General features: G+C 42.4%; 15 protein-coding genes. 6 read left to right on the top strand and 9 right to left on the bottom strand.

Annotated features, from left to right (window positions below; all coding sequences use genetic code 11):
• The first annotated feature begins 69 nt into the window (after window positions 1-69).
• From M8998_RS14140 to M8998_RS14125, 4 genes are all read left to right on the top strand, one after another.
• On the top strand, window positions 70-933 hold the full coding sequence (locus M8998_RS14140; protein WP_249993898.1) for an alpha/beta hydrolase: 864 nt from the start codon (window positions 70-72) through the stop codon (window positions 931-933).
• A gap of 211 nt (window positions 934-1,144) precedes the next feature.
• Window positions 1,145-2,146 carry an ABC transporter transmembrane domain-containing protein gene (locus tag M8998_RS14135; RefSeq protein WP_249993895.1) on the top strand — a complete coding sequence of 334 codons (1,002 nt, stop codon included), beginning with the start codon at window positions 1,145-1,147 and terminating at the stop codon, window positions 2,144-2,146.
• Window positions 2,136-3,494: an HlyD family secretion protein gene (locus M8998_RS14130; protein ID WP_249993893.1), complete on the top strand. Its 1,359-nt coding sequence runs from the start codon at window positions 2,136-2,138 to the stop codon at window positions 3,492-3,494. The genes M8998_RS14135 and M8998_RS14130 overlap by 11 nt, the downstream gene beginning before the upstream one ends.
• Window positions 3,495-3,505: 11 nt before the next feature.
• Window positions 3,506-4,963, top strand: a complete 1,458-nt coding sequence (locus tag M8998_RS14125) for a TolC family protein (RefSeq protein WP_249993885.1) — start codon at window positions 3,506-3,508, stop codon at window positions 4,961-4,963.
• Between the two features lie 130 nt (window positions 4,964-5,093).
• Here the strand turns inward: M8998_RS14125 and M8998_RS14120 are convergent, their stop codons facing one another.
• From M8998_RS14120 to M8998_RS14085, 8 genes are all read right to left on the bottom strand, one after another.
• The gene (locus M8998_RS14120) at window positions 5,094-6,692 is read right to left on the bottom strand and encodes a SusD/RagB family nutrient-binding outer membrane lipoprotein (RefSeq protein ID WP_249993883.1); all 1,599 of its coding nucleotides are present in this window, start codon (window positions 6,690-6,692) and stop codon (window positions 5,094-5,096) included.
• A gap of 28 nt (window positions 6,693-6,720) precedes the next feature.
• On the bottom strand, window positions 6,721-9,759 hold the full coding sequence (locus M8998_RS14115; protein ID WP_249993881.1) for a SusC/RagA family TonB-linked outer membrane protein: 3,039 nt from the start codon (window positions 9,757-9,759) through the stop codon (window positions 6,721-6,723).
• A 538-nt stretch (window positions 9,760-10,297) separates the two neighbouring features.
• On the bottom strand, window positions 10,298-11,257 hold the full coding sequence (locus tag M8998_RS14110) for a transporter (RefSeq protein WP_249993879.1): 960 nt from the start codon (window positions 11,255-11,257) through the stop codon (window positions 10,298-10,300).
• 19 nt (window positions 11,258-11,276) lie between these two features.
• Window positions 11,277-12,344, bottom strand: a complete 1,068-nt coding sequence (locus M8998_RS14105; protein WP_249993878.1) for a cytochrome-c peroxidase — start codon at window positions 12,342-12,344, stop codon at window positions 11,277-11,279.
• Window positions 12,345-12,351: 7 nt separating this feature from the next.
• On the bottom strand, window positions 12,352-13,230 hold the full coding sequence (locus tag M8998_RS14100; RefSeq protein ID WP_249993876.1) for an MbnP family protein: 879 nt from the start codon (window positions 13,228-13,230) through the stop codon (window positions 12,352-12,354).
• A gap of 22 nt (window positions 13,231-13,252) precedes the next feature.
• Window positions 13,253-14,362 carry a cytochrome-c peroxidase gene (locus M8998_RS14095; RefSeq protein ID WP_249993874.1) on the bottom strand — a complete coding sequence of 370 codons (1,110 nt, stop codon included), beginning with the start codon at window positions 14,360-14,362 and terminating at the stop codon, window positions 13,253-13,255.
• Window positions 14,363-14,364: 2 nt separating this feature from the next.
• A complete protein-coding gene (locus M8998_RS14090) occupies window positions 14,365-15,201 on the bottom strand; it encodes an MbnP family protein (protein ID WP_249993872.1) in 837 nt (278 codons plus the stop codon).
• Window positions 15,202-15,525: 324 nt separating this feature from the next.
• Window positions 15,526-15,852, bottom strand: coding sequence for a hypothetical protein (locus M8998_RS14085; RefSeq protein WP_249993870.1), 327 nt, complete (start codon window positions 15,850-15,852; stop codon window positions 15,526-15,528).
• Between the two features lie 378 nt (window positions 15,853-16,230).
• On the opposite strand from M8998_RS14085, the gene M8998_RS14080 reads away from it, so the two are divergent.
• Complete coding sequence (locus M8998_RS14080) at window positions 16,231-16,848, top strand: hypothetical protein (RefSeq protein ID WP_249993869.1); 618 nt, start codon at window positions 16,231-16,233, stop codon at window positions 16,846-16,848.
• A gap of 145 nt (window positions 16,849-16,993) precedes the next feature.
• Here M8998_RS14080 and M8998_RS14075 read toward each other — a convergent pair whose 3' ends face one another.
• On the bottom strand, window positions 16,994-19,789 hold the full coding sequence (locus M8998_RS14075) for a TonB-dependent receptor (protein WP_249993867.1): 2,796 nt from the start codon (window positions 19,787-19,789) through the stop codon (window positions 16,994-16,996).
• A 565-nt stretch (window positions 19,790-20,354) separates the two neighbouring features.
• On the opposite strand from M8998_RS14075, the gene M8998_RS14070 reads away from it, so the two are divergent.
• Complete coding sequence (locus M8998_RS14070; protein WP_249993864.1) at window positions 20,355-21,038, top strand: response regulator transcription factor; 684 nt, start codon at window positions 20,355-20,357, stop codon at window positions 21,036-21,038.
• Window positions 21,039-21,040 lie beyond the last annotated feature (2 nt).

The following is a 21,040-nucleotide window of genomic DNA, read 5'->3' as shown; positions in this document are numbered from 1 at the left end:
ATTTTTTCATCGTAACTTAGGTTTTGAATTTGAGCACAAATAGTGCTTCGACGTTTCAACCTGAAGACAATGAAAAAAGCTATACTATCTCTATTCACAGCAATAATCCTGCTTGCCTCTTGTGCAAAAGAAGAAGCAGTGGATTATTATCCGGTGGATCAAGATTTGGTTTTGCGTAATGTCAAATATGGAGAAGATGAGCTCCAGCGTATGGATGTATATTTGCCCGCTACGCGAAGTACAGATCAGACCAACATCATTGTATACATACATGCGGGAGACTGGTCCTCTGGAAATAAAGATGACATCAGCCTGGATGATAATTTGGTTAGTATTCTAAAAGAGCACTTTCCCGGATATGCACTCTTTAACTTAAATCATCGACTGGCCGCCGATAGTGGCGACTATACTGGCGCAGCGACGAAAGCAGAGATGGATATACTGCAAGCCATGGATTACATCTATAACCAAGCGCCTGTATATCAGATATCTACCAATACATATATGGCTGGATTAGAATCTGGTGCACAATTGGCGTCACTGTACACCCTAAAAAGTGCGGGAGTATCTTCTCGTGTAAAAGGTTGTATCGTTATTTCCGGCGCTTTCGATCTAATGTCTGTTTTTGAAACAGGTAATCCTGTAATACAGAACTCTTTGCGAACCTATATAGGAGGATCTCCGACTGATCATTCTTCTCTTTATCAATCTGCCTCACCAATTCAGTATGTTTCTTCTGCCAGCCCACCATTTTTAATAATTCATGCTAATAATAATACTAAGTTTCCAATTGGACAAGCAGAAGAATTTGCTCAAAGCCTGAACACGAATGGTGTAGTTTACGAATTCATTAAATACGATAGTGTTAAGGATAGTATTTCTGCTCCCGACACAGAAATAGTATTCAATAAGATCAAAAAGTTCCTACAGTAATAGGAATTACCAAATCTAAATGTAAAATTTTCAAAGATTTAGCGAAGTTATCCACTCCGAATGGTGGATTTCTAATCTTATTTTTATTTTTGTACCATGCTGAACTGCTTTAACAGACGAAGCCTAAACCTGGTATCTCTTTATTACATCGTTCAAGATAACATTACACAGCGAACAGGAGGCATTTACGATATTTATATAATTACTAATCATGGCTAGCAAACCCGGAAGCCCAACTCCCATGCAACGGCTGGTAAGATTGTTGCATCCCGAACGTAGAACCATCAATTACATTTTTGTTTACGCCGTTATTATAGGGATATTCAGTTTAAGTCTTCCATTAGGCATTACTGCTGTATTCAATTTTTTGACTAATGGAGCCATGTACAGCTCTACCTATATCCTGATCGCATTTGTGCTTACGGCAGTAATTGTTGGTGGGGTACTCTTAATAGGTCAACTTAGTCTCGTAGAATATATAGAACAAAAACTATTTCTTCGTTGCTCCTTGGAATTTGCATATCGACTTCCTCGGATCAAACCTCAAGAGCTGGAAGGAGAAAATCTGGTCGAACTGGTGAACCGATTTTTCGATGTCATCGTGATCCAGAAAGGTGTTATTAAGTTACTCATAGATCTGATCACTGCCGCAGTGACCATCATGGTGAGTTTGATTATTTTATCTTTTTATCACCCCTTGTTTATCGTACTAAGTGTGGTAACGGTTGCGTTAATTATTATGATTGTCGCCATTTATTACCAGCGAGGTTTATCGGCCAGTATCGAAGAATCTCAGCATAAATATGAGACCGTCGCTTATCTCGAAGCGGTGGCGGAAGAAATTCAAGAATACCGTGGCGACAAAGAGAAGATGAGACAGATTATAGAAGACACTGATCTCATTACAGGCAAATATCTGAAAGCGAGAAATGAACATTTTCGTGTGCTGAAACGCTTTTTTGCAAGCTCTGTCTTTCTACGCACATTATTGTTTGGCGCAATGCTGTTGCTTGGTTCTCATTTTGTGGTGGAAAGACAAATGACCTTTGGACAGTTCGTTGCCGCGGAAGTACTTATTGTACAAGTTGGTTATGCCATTGAGAAGCTTTTCACGAATTTAAACACCATCTTTGACATGCTCACAGGCAGTGTTAAATTAGGTGCAGTTACTGATTTAGCGTTAGAGGAGGACGCGGTGCCTTATGGCCATTAAGAAGCCCTTAGATCCACGTGTGGTCACTTGGAGAGATCTGTCTGAGAGAGGCCAGAAACAATTATTGCCTAATCGGGGGGCAATTGTTTTAGGACGTGTGCTGTTGATTGCCGGTGTTATTTTTGTCGCGTTATTATTCCTACCCTGGCGTCAAACTATTCCAGGAAGGGGTACTGTCAGTGCCTTGCGTCCGGAAGATAGACCCCAGACGATACAAAACCAAATTGGCGGCCGTATCGAACACTGGGCAGTAAAGGAGGGCGATGAAGTACGCAGGGGCGACACACTGCTTGTGATTTCAGAGATAGTACAATCTTATTTTGATCCTGAGTTACCGATCCGTTTAGAAGAGCAATTGGAGGCAAAACGCAATAGTGAAACTGCTGCGGATCAGAAAATGGTCGCTACAGAAGCACAAATTTCTGCTTTAACAAATGGCCTGCAATACCAATTAGAGTCGGCAACAAATTCGGTGGAACAGGCCCGAAATGTGGTGAAAATTGACAGTGCCGACCTAACGGCCATGCAGATTTTTCTCGAGACCAGCGTTGCCCGCTTAGAGCGGTACGAACAAGGTTATCGAGATGGCTTATTCTCTCTTACCGACATTGAAACACGCAGGCTAAACTTACAAAATGATAAAGCCAAGGTCATTAGCGCTGAAAATAAACTATCTAACTCAAGACAATCGTTTATCAATGCTAAAATTGAGTTGAACAATATCCGTGCACGGTACAACGAGTCGCTGGCCAAAGCGCAATCCGACTTGGGATCGGCTTTCTCCAGCAAAGCTTCTGCTCGCGGAGATATTTCGAAAATAAGAAATGAAATTGCCAATATTGACGTGCGTCGCGGTCTCTACATCGTGCGTGCGCCACAAGATGGTTTTATCGTCAAAACATTAAAAGCGGGTATTGGAGAAACGATTAAAGATGGAGAATCGGTCGCGACCCTGCAATCCAAAAAGCCTTTGCTAGCTGCCGAGGTTTATATCAATGCCATGGATGTACCGCTTGTTGGTTTGGAAGACGATGCCCGTCTGCAATTTGAGGGATGGCCTTCTATCCAATTCTCTGGTTGGCCATCTGTTGCCATAGGTACTTTCGCCGGTACGGTCACGGTTATCGATAAAGTGAGTAGTCGAAATGGGCAATACCGTTTACTGATTCGCCCGGCACAACCTGTTCCGGAAGGCGATGAAAACTGGCCTAAACAGCTCCGGCTGGGATCAGGTGTACACACACGGATTATTCTCAATCGTGTACCGCTGTGGTACGAGATCTGGCGTCAGCTAAATGGTTTCCCGCCTAGTCTGGAGCAAGAGCAAGGTGGACATGCGTTAGATTAATTGCAATAATCATGATTAGAATTACACTATTCATCCTTATTGGCCTGTTGTCATCTGTGCGTTTCGGCGCATATGCACAGACAGATACGACCACATCTGCTACACAGGAATTTTCTTTGCAAGATCTAGAAGATTTCCTTTTCACCAATCATCCGGTTTTAAAGCAGATTCAGCTACTCAGTGAATCTGCCCGGGCATCAGTAACGCAGGCGCTGGGCAAATTTGACCCGGCATTGTATGCTGATTTCAAGAACAAGTATTTTGGAGAAATAGATTATTACAACGACTGGAGCAGCGAATTAAAAGTACCGTTGTGGTTGGCTGGTGCAGATTTGAAGGTCGGATACGATCGTAATGTGGGCATGTTTACCAATCCGCAGAGCCGAACACCGAATGCAGGTCTTTCCGGTGTAGGCATTAGTATCCCTTTAGGACAAGGATTGTTGATTGACAGTCGTAGGAACACACTGATGCAAGCACGTGCTATGGTCGAATATGCAGAAGCCGAACAAGTACAACAGATCAATGGTCTTTGGTATCAAGCCATATCAGACTATTGGGATTGGTATTATGCTTACAGACAATTTAGGTTGTTGCAAGAAGGCGTTCGCTTAGCCGACACCAGATTTCGGGCTATTAGTGCACAAACTACGCTTGGAGATCGGCCACCGATAGACTCTGTAGAAGCAGCCATTACATTGCAAGAACGCGAAATGCAGCTCGCAAAGTATGCTATTGAATTTCGCAATAAAAAGCTGATTTTATCGAACCACCTTTGGAATGAAAATGAGCAGCCTGTAGAACTGCCTGAATATGCAAGACCTACTTCTGTAAACATCAGCGACCTATCCCCAGATGCGCAGCTCCTGTCACAATTGCTGGAAGTGGCAGAAGAACAACACCCAGAACTATTGATGTTGGAAAGCAAGGGCTTACAGCTTAACATAGAAGAGCGGTATAGACGAGAAATGCTCAAACCAAGGTTAGACATTTCGGGTACGCTGATTTCTAGCCGACGTAATTTTAGTGAATCTCTGCCGCCAATCTATGATTTTAACTTCGGAAACTATAAACTAGGAATGTCCTTTGCCTTCCCTATTTTTTTACGCGGTGAGCGCGGCAAATTGCGGGAGGTACGTATTCAACAGGATCAGCTTCGTTATGATCAAGTGATCATAGGTCGAAACATCCGAAATGACATTAATACCACCTATAACGACTTGACTGCATACACACAGCAACTGAGATTGCAAGTAAAAAGCATTGCTAATCAAGAAGTCTTATTGGCCGGTGAGTTACAAAAATTTGAGCTGGGTGAGAGCACCTTGTTCATTATAAATAGCCGGGAGTCTACACTTATAGACATGCAGCGTCAGCGTGAAAACCTAGTGACAGCTTATCAAAAAGCCTTGGCCGGACTGTATTACAAAGCGGGTACACGCACTACGGAATACGATACTACTCCATAGTGTACATCTGGCTAGCAGATCTTATGATGAGTGAATAAATATGAAATACAATCATAAATAAGAAAAGGGAAATCGATCGATTTCCCTTTTCTTATTTATTTGATATCGCCGTTGAGCGACAGTCTGTATTTTATTGTGGATCCCACCAAACACGTCCTGTCAACAAATCACCTCCAGGTACGGCACCCGAAGCAGCACGGAACGCTGCTGGATTCGTTGCTTCCTCTGCTATCGGATAAGGAAAACGACGCGGAATACGACCTTGTGTTGCATTATTGATGTAGTTGATAGGTGTCAAGTTTGGAAAGCCCGTACGGCGCCAGTTATTCCACACCTCATAGAAATTAAACACCGTGCAATTGTGCAACCAGTACTGTGTAGCAATCTGCTCCAATTCCTGACCTACCACTAATGGTTGTGCATCGAGGTATGCGTTTGCTGTCGCAGCCGGAACAGCTAAAGCCGTACCCCATCGAGATAAGTTTTCAATAGATGATTGCAATGCAGTACGATAGTGCGTGGCTGCATCACTGCCCAACCCCCACCGTACGTTTGCTTCGGCTAGTAGCAATTCCGATTCACTGAATGTCAGTAAGAAAGTCGGCGCAACTCGGCTTATCATAACCGGATGCGGACTAGAGTAGTCAGACATCTGAGTGAACGTCGGATGCGTTGAAATATCTCTTGCCGCTACCCCACTCAAGTCACGCCCGTTAGGCATTCCTTTTTGCACAGAAGCTGTCGTGATGAATGCCGGATTTTGATTCACGGAAGAAGGCACACCACCAGTCGCAGTGGCTGGGTATAAATTGGTAACTGCTACACGCAAACGCGGATCGTCCGTCGCTTTTAACAAGTTGATGAATGTATCCGACCATTTTACATAATAATGCTCTTGGCCACCATCCAGGAATACCTGGCTGTTACGATTTTGGGTAACGCGACCACCCGACTCATCATGGTTTACAATTGCATTGTCTGCATTGTTTGCCATGGTATTTCCAATTGCTTTGGCTACGTACTCCCGCGCTACGGCTTGATCTACTTTGGTAAGGCGCATCGCCATGCGAAGCATCAAGGTATGACCAAACTTTTGCCACTGCGCGATATTACCACGATATACCATATCTCCGGTTAGTTGATCGGCTGCAGGGTCAAAAGCATTTACCGCTTCTTCCAGTTCATTTAACATATCCGCATAGATGGCCTGCTGTGCATCATATTTGGGATACAAGATATTTTGGTGAAACCCTAGGCCGGCTTCTGAATAAGGTACATCACCATATAAATCAGTGATTCGCTGAAATATAAGTGCTCTCCAGATCCGGGCAACCTGATGAATATTCGTATACTCCGGTTTATCTCTCGTAAATTCGACCAGATCCACTACGCGCTTGACTTGCTCATCGTAAGCGCGCTCCCAATAAGCAGAAGTATACCCTGGTGTAAGCAGGTATTTGTCGCCTGCCCAATAGGAAACGACCGTAGACAATCCTTGCATCATCGTACCCGCGTAGATCAAATTGGCACGCCAAGTGTCGTATGCGAAGTCATTGCTCCCTGCATACGCTAATTGAGCCGTAGATAAGATAAAGTTAGGATCAAAATTTTCTTCGGTATACGATATGGGATTAGTATTGATTTCTTCGAAATCTTTTGTACAGGCATGAAACAATGTCATCAAGCTTAAGCCTGCCAATAATCCTGTATGTTTTATAAAGTTTTTCATTGCTTTCTTTTTAATTCGGGTTAGGGTATTAAAACTTGACGCTTAGGTTGACACCGAATGAACGAATGGAAGGTACACCTCCTAATTCCATCCCGGGAACGATCGAAGAGTAATTAGCTTCCGGGTCAATATTTTCTGCTTTACGCATCAAGAAGAACGGATTTCTGGCTACAGCACTGATGTTCAGTGATTTCACTTTATTATCAAACAGCGAAGGAAAAGTGTAGCCTATGATGATTTGCCGTACTTTAATGAAGTCCGCATCTTCCACTACGAGCTTAGATACATTCTGTACCAATTGTGTATAATAAGTAGATGCTTCGGTGGTCGTACTGCTTCCTTCCGGCGCAAAATTACCCTCTCTATTTTCTAGCGTATTCTGATGCAATCCATTAGCATATCCGTAGAAATCGGTTCCTGAAAATATTTTAGCGCCCCACTTTCCATCAATTAAGAAAGACATATTCAACCGCTTGTAATTAAATTCATTGTTCCAACCTGCAGTCCACTTAGGGATCGCCGATCCCATGGGAATAAGCTCACCACGATCGGGCACACCACTCTCTAGGTACACGATATTACCCGCTTCATCATATCGGTAGTCGTAGGCCATTACTTGAAAGGATGGCAATCCCAATTGATGCTGTATAAAGCCATACCCGGTACGAGATGCGCCCATTGGCATCAACGTAGTACCTTCGGCCATGCGACGTACTTTATTGTCGTTGATAGATCCATTGAATGAGGTGGTCCAGCCAAATCCATCATTATTCTGCAGAACGCGTGCGGTGATCAATGCTTCAAAACCTTTATTTTGCAACGAACCACTATTCAGTACAGCACCAGTGTATCCTGTAGTAGAGGACACCGTTACCGGAATGATTTCGTCTGTAGATACTTTGTTGTACCAAGTAGCATCGATAGATAGCACATTATTAAAAAGTGTCAGCTCTGTACCAATCTCCAATTCGCTGGCACGTGATGCGCGTAATCCTGAATTCGGAATACTAGCATTGGAAATACTTCCCAAAGGAAAGCCATTAATAGTCTCGCTTAGGAAACTGTAGGCCAACAGTGTCTGATATGGATCGGTAGCAGCACCTACTTCTGCATAACCTAATCTTACTTTACCGAAATTAAGGAAAGACGGTTTCCACAGCTCACTAAATACCAAAGAGGTATTGACACTTGGATACACGATATTCAACTTATTATTCAGTCCCGGCGTTGCCAAAGAAGAGAACCAGTCGCTACGTACCGAGGCCGTTAGGAATAAATAGTCACGATAGGAGAATTCTGCATTTCCAAACACAGATTGTACTTCCAGGCGCAGATCATCGTATGACAAATTCTTATTCGCTAAGTTGAGGATATTGTACACGAATGGTACGTTGAAATCCGCACCACTATTCGTCGTGGTCAATGTCCGTGTATTTCTATACGCACCACCCAGCACCGGAGAAATCGCGAAATCGCCTAGATCAAAGGTACCTCCTAACAATAGATCTGCATTGACATCCACAAACTCCGTATTGCGTAACTGCATCGAGCCGTTGGGGCGATAAGCTGTTCCGGAAGGCGTCACATTCGTGTATGTATCGGTGTAATTATCACGTGCCATCCGACCTTGCACGTAGTATCCCTCTCCGAAATCATACCTGGCCGACAAGGAAGATAGCAGTCGCTCACGTTTGGTATCATTCACGAAATTCTGTGCAGCGAACCAGGGGTTTGTCGCGAACAGATTATTGGCGTTAAATACCGTTTCTGTGCCATCAGGATTGCTACCTGGTCTCAAATCACCTACGCGTAAGCTAGTAGGCAGAAACATGACTTGATAATTGGCGTTACCCGCGCCATCCGAAAGTACGGCGCGATTTTTAGCGGATTCCAAAATATAATTTACCCGCGCATCGATGTTCAACCTTTCTATCGGCTCGAATATCCCGGCTAGATTGAAAGTTTGACGTTTTAGATTCGAATTTGGCACCACGGATTTGTTGTCGAGATTGCTACCCGACAACCGGATCGAGCCACCATCAAAAGCCTTGGTCAATGTTAATGTATTCGTCCAATTGCTTCCCATCCGGTAAAACTCTTGTAAGTTGTCTCTAACGGCACTGTACGGACGTTCGACACCGTCGAACTGTGGCGTTAAGCTACCGTCGAGTAATCCACCCCAGCTAGATCCTCCAGCTTGCGCGGCAGCAGTACCAGATGTTGGCTTCATATTGTTGATCCCTTGCCCATACATATATTGCCAGTTTGTCAAGTTCATCACCTGCTCTCCTACAAAGTTGGAATTGAATTCGATACCATCAGCTTTACCACTTTTGGTGGTAATCATAATAACACCTGCCTTCGCACGATATCCATACAAGGCAGATGCTGCAGCACCTTTTAGTACGGAGATCGTCTCTATATCGTCGGGGTTTAGGTTTCCAATAGCATCTCCTAAGTCAGGCGCATTATCAAATTGGCCTCCAGGCTGCGCACTACGGCTGTTTTCCATCGGAATACCGTTAACCACGTACAAAGGTTGCGTGGTACCACCGATACTGGATACACCACGAATTAACACATTGTTCGATGCTCCTGGACCTCCCGATCCGGCCGAGATATCCAAACCAGCGACTTTACCGGCCAAGGAATTCATCACATTGGTTTCCCGTGCCTGCGTCAGTTCCTCGCCCTTTACTTCGGTCACCGAGTAGCCCAATGCTTTACGCTCCTTTTTGATACCTAAAGCCGTAACCACAACCTCGGTCAATTCTGTGGAACTTTCCTGAAGTGTAATCAGTAAGTTTTCTCGGCCGGCAATACCTGCTTCTTGTCTGGTGTAGCCAGTAGAAGAGAAAATTAAGGTACTATTTGCACTGGGCACATTAATAGTAAAATGTCCATCCTGATCTGTGGATGTTCCTTCTGAGCTACCTTTTACCTGCACACTTACGCCAGGTATGGGCACTTGCAGACCATCTACGACTGTGCCTTTTATGCTAACCTGCGCAAAAACGCACATAAGCATACAGACGAAAAGGCCTGTTAATACAAGTTTCTTTTTCATAGTGATTAGTTAGTTGATGTTTAAAGGTGATTATTATTTGTTTTTGTTGCTTGTTCATTATAGATGATAGCCATCTGCATTCGTATAGATATACTACTCGGCATGATGATTAGTAGTGTAGTATGTGATTCGTTAGTAGTGTGTAATTACAGGGTTCTTTTTAACAATAATTGTACCTATATGCCTATTTCGCGGAATTTATTTTATTTTAATAGGCGCTACTATGACTAACAAAAATAAGCCAAACATAAATTAACTTCAATTTATGCAATGATTAAAGACAAAATATAGATCGCATTAGCAATTTAGAACTAAATTAAAGCGATTAAGCACAATGGAGCGGCATAGTCACAAACCAAATACTATATCCGCAAAAAAAGGACTTGCTAAGCAAGTGTTTTTTGCTCAGCAAGTCCTTTTTTTGGGCTTATCCAGAAAAATATTGGCTATTCTATCAAGAAAATCTCTCCAATTTCTTAATAAAGATGATATTTAAAGCTATTATTTAAGGTAAGATCCTATCTCTGATTATGATGGATTAGAATGAGAATGAAACGTGTGTCATTATACGATTGCCGGCAAGGATACGGCCATCTGCTAGCTGCTGACCTAACGGGCTTTGGTAATTTCCTCCAACCGATATCCTTCCAATGTTGGCCTCTAAACCAATAATCCCCATTGTCGAATAACCACCAGACTGAGCGACATCAAAACGGTTATCTAACACATCTTTCGACTGGCTCTCATAAAGTACACCTGCATTGGGAGATAAGCGCACCTTATCTTTAATGTTAAATTTGTAATAGAACAATCCATTGACGGAAATCTTATTGGCATATCGATAACCATATCTATTTTCCGTATTCATTTTATAGGTCGCATTAACATTCAAACCGGCGTCCATTAAGCGAATATCATACGCGGCATTAATCAGAAAGTCGGTACTCGCGGTGCCCAATTGAAAAGTATTAGGCGCACCTATCGCTGCGCTGGCTTGTTCACTGGCGTCGTACGCGCCGGTGGGCACTTTAATTCCTCCTCCAACCCACAACGACTGCATCAACAATCTATTGCCGCTGGTTGTACGCATATCCTCGAACAGCTTATAATGTCCCATTGCTACTACATCTCCCAAACCATCTTTGCGGCCGCTTTCTGCCCATTGCGCACCGGCTCCGATGGTTCGCTGATTGAAACCATAAGGCACAATGGCCATCACGCGCCAGCGCTCGCCGAAATTCCAAGCCCCCCAGAGCTCCATCGTCTGATACAGTTCGTCGGCTGTGTTGGGGGTGCGATTCCCATTTGGCCCCAAGTGCGTTTGCAATCGATTTTGTTGATAGCGTAAGCCTATGAAACGTTTATTAAAATTGGGAAGTATTCCTAAGTAATAACTTCCGACCCCGCAACCACACACGTCGCAAGCCTTAGCCTGCGGAAGGGTTGCTGCAAGTAAAAGAATTCCTGTTAAAGCAACTATTTTAAATAATCTATTCATGGTAGTGTTTATGACGTTATTAATTGACGATAAAGTTTGATCCGAAAGGCTCGGACAATAAAGGATTGGATAAAAAAGAAGGATCTTCCAGCGTTTTTAGAAAGTCCATCAAATCCGCCTTTTCCTGCTCACTCATCGGGATACCTCGGGAGCCATCTTCTCGCCTAAAAACAGGATCAAGTGTAGGAAGATCGATCACATCCCGACGGTAATGATCCAACATCCGGCTCACGGTAAGGTACCGACCATCGTGGGTGTAAGGTGCAGTAAACGAAAGATTTCGCAAACTTGGCACTTTGAATTTATAGGCATCATTGGAATTGCCCGTTACGATGGCACGCCCTTGGTCATCACTTGCGTTTGGACGGATACCGTTATTGCGGTAGCTCAAATCCGTAAACAAAGGTTCACTATGACAGTTGGAACAATTCTTTTGAAAAAATAAATAACCACGGTTTTCTGAAGACGTGAAGGTAGCACCCCCCTCTTTACGCATTACTTGATCGTATTTGGAATTGCTGCTCGTAGCCATCAGCATAAATTGTGACAGCGCTTTCAGAAACAGCGCGTCTGTAATCTCCTCGGTACCGAAAGCTTTTTTAAATAATGGTGGATATTCTGGTCGTGCACGTAACTTCACCAATACGTTGGTAAGTGTTTCATCCATTTCTACTTCACTATGGATAGCGTTTACCGGAGAAAAATCCAAATCGTAAACACCGCCATCCCAGAAGAACTCCTTTTGCCAGGCCATATTCATGACTGGCATGGGATTACGTGTGCCGAGGCGATCGTCGATACCGTGGCTCACATCGTGCCCATGATGTGTGAATGCAGCAGATTGGATATGACAGCTTCCACAGGCAATCGAATTATTTCTGGAAAGCCGGGGCTCATAAAATAGCTTACGACCGAGTTCAAATCCCTCTTTTGTAATAGGGTTTCGGGAAAAGTCGTAGGCCGGTGCCGGAAAATTGCTAGGTTGTACAAAACCCACAAAAACGGCTTCTTCCTCGAGAAATTCATTTCCCTTTTTACAGGCCCAAATGGCCGCACAGAGCGCTATCATGACCACTATTTTTTTCATAGTATGATCAGTTTAAAAGCTCCGATTCGCTACGTACATAGTTCTCTGTATGATCGTGGGTAAACATCGAAGCAAAGTTCCTGGCGATGTTTCCACTGTCTTCCTTATTGAACATCACGTTTGATTTATCGGCGATGCTAAAAGTATGGGGGCCGTTGAAGATTTGCATAACATCGACAAGTAAGTGTACATTGCTTCGCAAGCCTTCGCGCACATGAGCCAAATGATCTCCCGCCGCCCGTGTAAGATCGACCGTTACAATAGTAATATTATCCATCGCTTCCGGATCATCAAACGGATAGCCAAAGCCTCCGATGTGGTATTTGAACTGCTTATTCCCGGTTGGATCACCTTCCCGATCATCCGAAACCACAGGGCTATTTCCTTCTAGCTTAAAGAAAATATAACCCTGGCTCCAGGTCCAGAACATGCCCGCATGGCCTTCTCCCGGATTGAAAGATAGTACGCCAGTTCGTCGCTCCATGGGCATCATGTTTCGTTCGCGGTCCACACCTATCATAAATTCTAGTCGGGTGTAATCTCCTTCCGGAACACGCACTTTTGTAAAACGGCTATTGCGGTTTGCCGCATCTACCACAAAATAGCTATCATCTGCTGGCACGATATATTCCGATCCATCTGCACGATACAGCTTGATATTACTGATAAAATACATCAAGGTACGGATACTAAATTCTTCACCCTTACTATTTCGATAAACGTAATTGGGATCAATGTAAAAGCGGTCTTCTCCTACAATATGATCAAACTCTATCGAGAAATCGGCTAGCTTGCTTTCGTCGATCACATCCGGATCTTTAGCACAGGATAATACAAGTAATAGGCATGACATGCCTGCAAAAAGAGGTGTTATATATTTCATCATGATGGATTTATATGTCATCGTATTATTGGGTTTTGTATGGATTAGCGTATTGAGGATTATTTAAGAAGATATTATCTGTAAGGCTGTGCAGAAAAGCAATCATATCGCGCACCTCCTCGTCGGTCAACGCGATACCTGGGCGCCCGTTTGCCTGATACAAACGACGATCTGTGTACGTTCCCGGCTGTACACCAGAGCGATAATGTTCGAATACTTCGACAATGCTCGTCAGCCGACCGTCGTGCATGTAAGGTGCACTTACCATGACATTTCGCAAAGACGGTGTTTTGAATGCACCCATATCTGCCGGGTTACGACTGATTCGATACCTCCCAAAATAAACCTCTTCGTGAGAATCATCGGTAAAACTGCTATCAAGACCATTATTATGATAGCGATTGTCGGTAAAAAGCTCACCCGAATGGCAGCTTCCGCACTTCTGTTGCACCAGTCGAAGACCACGTAAGGCACTGTGCCCCAATGCCAGAGGATTTTCGCCACGGCGATAGCGATCATACGGAGCATCGGCAGATACCACCGAGCGTTGAAACTGTGCTAGTGCTTTCGCTACGCCTACTGCGGTGGGCGACTCCTTAAAAGCCCATTGAAACATATCTACGTACTGAGGAATAGACGCTAAGCGCACCGTCATCTCCGGAAAGTGGATTCCCATCTCGTCAGGATGCGTGAGTGGCGCAAAAGCCTGCGATTCAAGATTGGTAGACCCCCCATCCCAGAAAAAGCCGCTATCGGTCCAGACCAAATTGAAAATAGCAGGCGAATGCCGTTCCAGTGGCCTGCCGGAAATACCTGTATTAGACAGCACCAAGCCATCGGAAAATGCTTTGTCAGGATGGTGGCAAGTAGCACAGGAAACTTTTTTATTTCCCGACAGCAATGGCTCATAGAATAAATGTCTACCTAATTCAACGCCTGCTTGTGTCATTGGATTGCTTGGCATCTCAATAGGCTCTGGAAAATACTTAGGTACCTTAAACACATAGGGCTGATCAATATTATACCCTATATCTTCGGCATATGTCTCTTCCTTTGCGCAGGAAATCTGCGCAAAAGAGGAGACAACACAAAGTAGCGCCAGTACCGGCTTTAACCACCAATCTATCCCGATCATGCTTATTTTTGCCTAATGTTTTCTGCGCGTTGTAAACTAATTCCGCGTTGGAGTAGCGCATCTCGGAAAGCCCTCATCATCTCGGGTCTGGATTGGCTAATTACATTATCGCGCCATGGATCAAGCGTCGTAGACAGCAGCTGTCGAACATCTATCCGCAAATCGACTTGCAAGCCTTGTTCTTCATTTAAAGTAATTGCGTTAGGGAAATTAATATTTTTCTCCGCGCCTTCGAATAGTGCATTTGAGCCAGAATCCCAGCGCAGATTTCTTTGCTCAGTGCCGGAATACATACGCGCATCCATCTTCTGAAAAATATAACTCGTAAACCACATCCAACCATCAGAGAAACCCATCCCATTCAATATGCCCAACTCTCCGGCCGTCAGCGTGATGTTGTCGTTGTATTTGGGTTCTACACCAATGGAGAACTTCAATCCCTGATAAGTACCTGAAGGTATATTCTTTATATTAACCGCATCCCGCTTTTTGCCCGGGTATTGCTGTCCACCTATTAAATGTGGAACCGTTATAGCTTCTGTCTCTTCAATGAGATAATAGGAATTTGGAATGGCCACCTCTTCTCCTGACGTGGAAATAAGTTTCACATTGCTCACCCAATAACGCAGCCGTTCGAAGGCCAATTCGAAATCAGCATCATTTTCTTGATAGGCATATCGTTTGAGCAGTTCAAAATCCTGATCACCATAACGGTTCTCGAACTGTAAGTTCAGGGTATTGCCCTGATCCGCAGGAACAATTACTTCTTGAATTTCTGTTTTGTTGCAGCCACTTAAAATTGCGGTTAAAAGCGCTACTCCACTAATGTATTTTTTCATGATTGACTTCGTTTTTATAGACTACCAAATAACAATGGCGTCTCTGAGATTATTAGATACCATGCGTTCCATCTGTTCTGTGGGAAACTACAGAGAGATATCTGCATGTCGTTTTATTAAATAATGAGGGGTTAAGTTGATGTGTGCTTTATCATTCGCTGAATCTCATTATCGACCAACTAATAAAATGGCGTTTAAAAAGATAGCAGATATGACCGCGCGGAGCATCAACCATTGTGGTACATCCAACCATTGGGTAGGTATAACTAACATAAAAAATGAGTTTTTTTTCTGGCTAAATCATATTAGCCTTGGTGGAAAAAATTAAACAATTGGTGGGCGGAATACCGAATTGCCTTCTTGGGGGGTAAGCTGCGGAATGAATCGCGGAACAGGATTTGAAACCTTTATTTCCATCACAGGATACGATGGTAAAAGGATTTGTTCTTTATGCAGGTAAAGAGCACTGAATTCGTAATTCGCCAGATTGCTCTTCGCTTCTTGCTGTTCGCGATCTCGAATTTGCTTCATCAAGGCACACTGCCCGTTGCATTGAAGCTGTGGCTTTTCTATATTAATACATTTTGCGAGATAGTCTGGCAAGTGTATTTGGTAATCTAATGCCATAATGCCACGATAAAACGACTGCATCGTTAGCGCTATGAGCAAAATACCTATCAAAAACCTTCTCAAACCTCGTTTATATTATAATTACTGATGTTGGGTACTACATCAGGAAAAATGCTGTGCAAGTTTAACAACTATTTATTAGATCTCAACTTCACATTTTAGGACTTCTATTTATGTTTTTGAGACTGTAGGCGAAATGATGCGAAGCAGTGATGAGGGTAAATGCTCTAAGTCGACAAAATTTATGCAAATACGATTATATAATCATACTTAAATTTAGTAGATTCTGATGAGTAGCGTTCATTATAAAAATCGCTCCCTGCACTGCAAAACACAATCACTTTGTAGCATTTGGTGATATATTGCCGTTCTTTATAACAACCTAAATCAAATATCGTCATGAAAACAAGGACTGTTTACTTCTTCCTGTGCATCGTATTCATGTGTTTTGCTGCTTGTAGTAAGAATGACTTTGAGTATCAGGGTGATTTCGAAAAAAGTCTTCAAACATGGCAACGCTTTAAGCAAGAAAACAATAACTCCTACCGCTATACCGTAAATGGTATTTCGTGGACTGGGATGAGGTGGGAAACCACGCTGACGATAGAAAATGGCATTATCACTAAAAGAGATTTTCACTATGGCCAATACCATTATGTGTCTATGCCTACCAGCGGATGGACTATAAAGGAAGCTCTAGAGATTACGGAAGAACTCAACACAGAGAATGGATTATCATTCCTAAAGGCTGAAGAAATACTTTCTGAACTAAGCTGGGTCGAGGGCAAAAATGAGATAGGCTTGCATAAGCAAACCCCTGCCGCCATGCCAATAACGTTAGACGAAGTCTATAACTTAGCTGCAAATCAATGGTTGCTGAAGCGAAAAGATGCCTCCATAAGTTTTGAAGTGAAAAATAACGGTTTGATATCGTCTGCAGGCTATGTGCCGCATAACTGTGCGGATGACTGCTTCTTTGGCATTACAATCTCCGCCATTGACCCGCTGAAAAACTAACAAGAAGATTGCGCAAACACAACGTCTATAAGCCTTGAAATCAGCAACTATGCTGCTGATCGAGCTGAAATGTGCTCGTGTTCTTACTAAGACCTAAACTAGCAAAGATACGCGAGTGTTTCGCATACCCTTGCCTATGTTTCCTTTATTTTAAGGTGAAAGCTAGTCTCGTAAAGATATGCCTTCCAAAATAGCCAAATTGTTGCCCTGTTCTTGCATAAAGGAAAATGTCGTTATTGCGGACTGGGCTATCCGCACGGATTTGATCCGGGTAAATATCGAATAGGTTATTTGCTCCAATAGTCCAACTCAGCTTTTCTGAAATTTGATACCCTAACGATAAGTCGGTTACTAGCCTTGCTCCAAACGTTTGCATATAATCCACAAGATTTGTTGCCTCATCAACTGGACCAAAATACACGTTCCGAAGAAAGACATTGAAGCGTTTATAAGAATAGTTTAAAGACAGATTACCCTTCATACGTGGTACGGCAGACTCTAATAATATTCTATTACTCAGATCAAAGTATGTATCTTCCAAACCAGCTAATTGTTCGGAGGTGTTCGGGCTGCCAATGATATTGGTTTGCACAAATGTACCTGCCAAGTCAGCTCGCAAATGACCTTGACCTAACGCTGTATTATAGGTTAATACTACATCAATTCCTTTTGTATCGGTATCGATTGCATTCGCAAAAAATTGCGCAGCATTGGCATTCGCCTGTGCCAATAAGCCTGCTATTTCCCGTTCTTGCTCTGTCGCGTCTGGTGCAGTGCTTCCCATAAACATTCCGGTATATACCACACGATCATCAATACGAATGTAATAGCCATCTACCGTGGCCTTCCATGCTCCCCAATTCGCTGTGAATCCGGCACTGTAAGACTGGGATAGTTCTTGTCGCAAAGAAGGAATTCCAAGTAACTCAGCCACTCGGCTATTATTCTGAAAAGCGCCTGAATTCAAAAATTCACCATCTACCTCTCGACTGGTTGTGGCATTATAATATCGCTGATGCAGCGAAGGGGCTCGAAATCCTGTGCTAGCAGCTGCTCTGAAATTATAGATATCACTCATTCTATATAAGGTGCTCAACTTCCAATTTAACGTAGATCCGAAGTCAGAATAATTCTCAAAACGCAAAGCACCAGTTAATAGCCAGCTTTTTGTTATACTCAACTCTGTATCCATGTAGGCGGCGAAAGAATTACGATTCTCCAACACTGCATTTTCGGGTCTAAAGCCAGGAAATCCCTGAGAGCCCTGAAAGTAAGGCACCCCATTAGGAGCAAATCTAGTAGATGGTCCGTTTATATAATCTGGAATAAAACGACGAACACCTGTTTCGTCTGTCACAAAATATCCTTGACCATAGTCGGTGTAGGAACTTTCCTCTCCTGGTGTGATTTGATAACGCTCATAACGATGTTCTAAACCAAACGCTAGGTGTAAACCCTGAGATACTGTTTCGAAATTTTTACTAATATCAAAGTTAGTGGTGTTCTGAAGAAAGGAAATACCTCCAGAGCGAAAATCTCGGGGAGATTGCTCCAACATCGTTGCATTGATTGTGTTTGTATTCTCGAATTGTATACTATTCTGACCGTAGGTATTGGAAAAATCAATATGCCAATCATCGATTTTAGTTTTCAGACCTGCAGCAAAAGATTGATCGTACACACTAGATTCGATGAAGGGTAAAAAACCATTCGGATACACCGCATCATTATTTTGATGCAACTGAGCTGGCATCCTTCGGAACGCACCAGATTTTCCAGAACGAAAGTTTAAGCCACCAAATGCATAGAAGCTACTTTCTTCACCTAGAGGTACCTCACTGTTAAAGAAAGCCGAACCACCATTGGCTTCTGAAGAGCCAACTTGAGAGACAAAATCTGTTCGATCTAAACCTCTTCTTTGAAGCTCCGCCTCCGTGATATCCATCCCGGTCGGGTTAGGGTATAATGTTGGATTGTTATAATCTGTAAATATGGTACCTAAAAATTCTCGTTGTCTATTGACTGCTTCTCGCATGTCGTACGATCCGGTAACATTTATGTACCCTCCGTTTTCACCAATTGGTACCCCAAAATTTAAGTTAACTTGAGTCTGTTCTCCATCCATGCCTCCTTGCGAAAACCGAGAAGCATTACCTCCAGCAGACATGGTTACATTTAGCTCATTCACACTATCATCCAGCACAATATTAATGACACCTGCAATAGCATCTGATCCATATTGTGCTGCCGCTCCATCTCTCAAAATTTCTACCCTTTTAATAGCCGCGGTGGGTATCGCATTCAAGTCTGTTCCGACAGAGCCGCGACCAAAAGAATTATTTACATTCACTAAAGCCGACGTATGTCTTCTTTTTCCGTTGATCAGCACGAGTACTTGATCCGGTCCCAAGCCTCTAAGCGATGCTGGATCTATATGATCCGTCCCGTCATTTATCGAAGTATTAACCGCATTGAAAGATGGAGCCACATAATTTAATAGTTGATTAAGCGACACTTGCGCCACATCCTTCGCTAAATTCTTTATATCTACGACATCGACAGGAGCAGTAGTTTCCAGATTAGTTCTCGGTACGGATCGGCTACCAATAACTACCACCTCGTCCAATGATTCATCCGACAGATCAAAATCCAATAGAGTTGCTTCGGAAAGATCGATAGATTTCGTTAGGGCTTTATATCCTATATAAGAAGCTCTGAGGCGTACCATAGAAGCAGAAGAGATATTTAAGGAGTAACTTCCATCCTCAGCAGTTGACGTAGACATCCCAGACACAATATCAGTGACAGTGGCGCCGTGTAAGCCTACACCACCAGCACGCACCTTTCCTCTTAAAATTGAGTTTTGACCATAGGCCGCTGAAATGATTAAAAATTGGAAAAGCAAAGCCTGCGCTAGTATCAAAATGTAATTTTTTCTCATGATTAATGGGATTTTTTGCGTTAATAAATCAGATTTGAATCGCTATTTAATAGACAAATGCTTAAACTATTCACTTTATGAATCAGAAAAATAAAAAAGTGAACTTTACATAATACTTTTATCATTTTTTAATACATATAAAGATTCAGTTAATAATAAATCTTTATTTTATACCAATAAAATGATAAAAAATATGTCAAATATTCTATTAAAAATTATCACAAGTGATCAATTTGTGATTTAATAAGAATATTATTTGATAGCTAGTTAAACAATAATGCTAATTTAAAAATATTTATCATTAAAAAAACATCATTTTATTACTTATTGACAAATAATATTGTAAAAATGGTAATAAAACCAAAAAATGTCTTTTAAACTCTGATAATTCACCAGCGGCACGCTATAATTGAAATATTTTAGTCTCATGAGAACGCACAATTCGAAAGAGCACAACAATTAACCTCTTTTATTTCTTGCCCGAGGGTAATATTTAACAATTAAGTTAGCAGTGCAGGCTTTAGAATACTAAATTTCTACAAAATTAGTATGCTATTTTTGTTGTATGAAAGTATTAATCATCGAAGATGAACCTGAACTGGCAAAAAGTATGTTAAGCTATCTAAAGTCTGAACAATACAAGTGCGAGTGGGCGGAGAGTTATCATGACGCACTTGAAAAAATCTATGCTTTCGATTATGAATGTATATTGCTTGACATTGGACTTCCTGATGGGAATGGGTTACACCTTTTACAAATATTGAAGGAGATGAACAAGCAAGATGGGGTGATAATTATTTCGGCAAAAGATTCTTTGGAAGATAAAATTAGAGGTCTGCAAATCGGGGCGGATGATTACTTGACTAAACCTTTTCATCTTTCAGAATTGACCGCGAGAATGTATTCCATTATTCGAAGAAGCCATTTTAGCAGAAGTAACACAACCGAACAGGGGCCTTTACGAATTGATTTGTTATCTAAAAATGTTACGGTGAACAACAGAGAGATCCAACTTACTAAGAAAGAATACGATCTGCTTATTTATTTTATTGGGAACAAAGAAAGGGTAATATCAAAAAGTACGCTAGCAGAACATCTTTCTGGTGATCTTGCCGATATGTTGGACAATTATGACTTCGTATATGCTCACGTAAAAAATTTAAAGAAAAAACTGTATGAAGCTGGATGCGAGCGTTATTTAAAGACTGTTTACGGTACCGGATATAAATGGATTGACCAAATAAAATAGAA

Origin of the sequence: Sphingobacterium sp. lm-10 (assembly GCF_023554555.1) — a bacterium.
Classification (GTDB): domain Bacteria; phylum Bacteroidota; class Bacteroidia; order Sphingobacteriales; family Sphingobacteriaceae; genus Sphingobacterium.
This window is presented reverse-complemented; position numbering and strand designations above follow the sequence as displayed.